This is a genomic window from Candidatus Hydrogenedentota bacterium (assembly GCA_035450225.1).
Taxonomy (GTDB): Bacteria; Hydrogenedentota; Hydrogenedentia; order Hydrogenedentales; family SLHB01; genus DSVR01.
In genome coordinates, this window is the sequence record DAOTMJ010000096.1 from 1 (window position 1) to 2668 (window position 2668).

Annotated in this window: 2 protein-coding genes; both read left to right on the top strand. The window is 54.3% G+C overall.

Features of this window, described 5'->3' with window-relative positions; translation table 11 throughout:
- The coding region (locus tag P5540_19795; protein HRT67057.1) for a hypothetical protein at positions 1 to 1891 on the top strand (1891 nt) is incomplete at its 5' end.
- Positions 1892 to 1893: 2 nt separating this feature from the next.
- The gene (locus tag P5540_19800; GenBank protein ID HRT67058.1) at positions 1894 to 2457 is read left to right on the top strand and encodes a hypothetical protein; all 564 of its coding nucleotides are present in this window, start codon (positions 1894 to 1896) and stop codon (positions 2455 to 2457) included.
- Positions 2458 to 2668 lie beyond the last annotated feature (211 nt).

Below are 2668 nucleotides of genomic sequence, written 5' to 3' on the forward strand. Positions count from 1 at the left end.
ATACCAGGTCATTAATGCCGACGACACAAACTCCGAAATCCTCGAAATAAATACCATTTTTGGCCATGCCGTGAAGGGTTGGACACGCGGCAAAATACAAACCACGTCGAACCTTGCCACATGGACAGACGCCGGCGCAACATGGGACAGGGGCACAGAAACGAATAACCGTGAGTTTGGGCAACTTTTGGCCGTATTGATGATGGCCGGGCAAAAAACGCCGGTTCGGACCTTTTCGGTTGACTTTTTCGGAACGTCGATGTACGCGCACACGCGGTTTGTCACGTCGATTGATTCGATAGGTTGGCTACTATTGAACGGGGAGTATGACGCCAAACTGTCAACATGGTCAGGCGACTTCTTTTATGGCGGGTTGGACCAAGTAGGCAATACGGTTGTTGATGCGAAAAAGAAGGCATTACAGCCGATTTTGTCGGCCGTGCCGGGTGTTGTCGGGTATCCCGTCGGAACGCAGTTGCCCACGTCGCACCCGTTGGTAGTGTCCGGCACGAACAACACGACCGGCGTTTCGTCCGGCACTATTACCAGCATTAACGTCGAGTATGCCATTTCGGCGAACGCCTACAAGGCGGGCGACCAAATATTTCTGCTTAACCCAACGACGGGCCAAACTTACGCTTTCGAGGTGTCCACCACGTCGAACGCGGGAGATACGGCTATTGCGGTAAATTCCACCAGTTTGGCGGACGACATACCGGCCGGGGTGCAGATATTTTACCCACAAACAAACAACTTCACGACGAACGGCGGAGGCGGCGGAACAAACCTGCCGACAGGCACGAACAAATACACGCTACGCCACAACGGAACATTATGGGTTGCGTCAAGCCTGTTACAAAACGATGCGAGCACATTAGGCATCGGCATTGCGCCGGCGTCCGGGAAACTGCTAACCGTCAAGCAGACCACGACGGCCGACGGCATTTCGGTTGTCAGGTCATCGTCAACGGCTGCGGCAAATATTTACCACGACGGCAGCGCAACGTTTGAGAGCGCCGGCGGCCTGAATCTGAAACTATTAACCGGGTCCGCTTCGATAATTCTAATGCAGCCGGGAGGCGGCGCGGGGCAAATACGGCAAATTTCGATAACCCCGGCAAACAACATTACCAGCGTAGAGGGTAACGCATCTTTGGTCGGCATGACCGGCTCTTTTGCCCCGACCACATCGGGCGGCGATTTTTCAATTTTTAACGCCGAAATGACGATCAACCAAACCGGAACGGCGAACGGCGTGACAAGGGGGTTGAAAATTCAGCCGACCCTTACGGCCGTCACGAACGTATTTCGGGGAGTTGAATACGTGCCCAGCACACAGGTGTTTTTGTGGCAGCCGTCAGGCACCGGCGTTATTTCTCACCTAATCGGAGACCTTGGAATAGGAACCGGCACGACGGCACCAGGCGCAAAACTGGACATCGTTGGCGACGGGGCAACATCCTCAACATCGGCGGTCATCGTCACGGACAGCAGCGGGAATCAGCATGTCAAAGTCCGCGACGACGGGGTAGCAATTATCCGGGCCATTTCCGGGGTATCCGGCGCGCCGACAATTGCCTTCGGTACGGGGGCAGGGACAGGGCCAACTAACGACCTGTGCGTAGGAAGCAACAACGGTTTTCAACTCATTTTCACAACCGGCGTCTGGCCGACAAACAACGCCTCCGTTTTCACGGCTACAATTGCAAAATCATTCCCGAATGGCTGCACTGCTGTTTTTTCGCCGGGCACAGCCGCCACGCGGGCGGTTATCGGCGGGTTTTGGGTGAGCGGAACCGGCAACAACAGCGTAACAATTTCTTACAACAATACTGGAGCGCTGGCAGCCTCCACGCAGTATTCAATATTGGTAGTATTAATCGGGTATTAGGCATGGCACAGATCGAAACAAAAACAACGACATACACGCTCGGAGCGGATAACGTTACCTACTTCGAGGTATCAGTTACTACGTTCGACAACGGGCGCAAGGAGACGATAGAAAACCCCGTCGGGCCAGCCGACATCCTTACCGAACTGGTATGCGGACGAATAAAGAACACCGCTAACAGCCTGGCCACGGACGCGCGCGGCATAAGCCGGGCAAAGGGCATCCTGAACGAATTAAGCGGCGACAGCGCAGAAATCGCAACGATAACCGGGGGCCAAAGTCCGCTGGATAAAATACAGGCCGAATACCAGGCAGAACTACTTGCAAGCGGGTGGACAATCGACGAAGGCAGCGGTTTTGTCCCGATTGTTTTTTCTGTGTCCGCTCAGGGGCAATTGCGGTACAACGTGAACGGGACCGGGAATAAAAATGCCAGGATGTACGGCGCTGTTCTTCGCCTGAACAACTACCCGACGGCCCCGACGGATACCGACTTTTTCCTGACCGAAAACGGCAAGCGGTATTTCAGTTTGCCGAACAAAAATGTAATAATCAAAAAACCGTAACGATATGGCACAATTCGACGGCCGGCCAGGCGCTTTGCCGATAACGGCATACTATAAAGGCGATTTTGCGTTACAATTTGCGTTCACGTCGGGCGGGTCCGCTTATTCGCTTGCCGGGGCATCGGCGACATTCGTAATATACGAACGCAACGGCACGGCGGCTTTGTCGCTTTCCAGCGGGTCTGGATTGACGATTTCCGGCGCAGCAGGG

What these genes read in the sequence shown, in the direction of transcription:
- P5540_19800 (HRT67058.1), top strand. Translation starts at nt 1,894, where the DNA reads ATGGCACAGATCGAAACAAAAACAACGACATACACGCTCGGAGCGGAT.